Source organism: Shewanella electrodiphila (assembly GCF_023283985.1).
In the GTDB taxonomy this organism is placed as follows: Bacteria; Pseudomonadota; Gammaproteobacteria; order Enterobacterales; family Shewanellaceae; genus Shewanella; species Shewanella electrodiphila.
Window position 1 is genome coordinate 1 of the sequence record NZ_JAKIKU010000057.1, and the last position, 523, is coordinate 523.

The 523-nt window shown below is 44.6% G+C and carries 1 protein-coding gene; it reads right to left on the reverse strand.

The annotated features are described in order from the left end of the window. A partial coding sequence (locus tag L2737_RS22280) for an AMP-binding protein (protein ID WP_248957145.1) occupies window positions 1-523 on the reverse strand: 523 nt, incomplete at both ends.

Below are 523 nucleotides of genomic sequence, written 5' to 3' on the forward strand. Positions count from 1 at the left end.
ATACCGATAGCGCCGCATTCTACCACAGCTGGATGCTCGCTCATGGCTTCTTCAATTTCGTTCGGATAAACGTTAAAACCAGAGACCAAAATCATGTCTTTTTTGCGGTCAACGATTTTAATAAAGCCTTTTTCGTCCATGATACCGATATCGCCAGTTTTCAGAAAGCCATTGGCAGTAAACGTTTCAGCTGTTTCCTCTGGACGATTTTGATAACCTATCATCACCTGCGGCCCTTTGACACAAATCTCGCCGCGATCACCCAATGCGACTTCATTTTCATCATCATCGATTAGTATTATATCGGTGCTAGAGGCAGGGATACCAATTTTACCCGTGAATTCAGCAATGGTCATCGGGTTAAAAGCAGCCACTGGTGAAGTTTCTGACAAACCATAACCTTCCACGATAGGCAGACCAGTGATTTTATGCCACTCTTTTGCCACGCTTGGCAAGACAGACATACCGCCACCGATAGACGCTTTTAGGTTAGAGAAATCTAAGTCTGCAAAGCCGTCTTTGT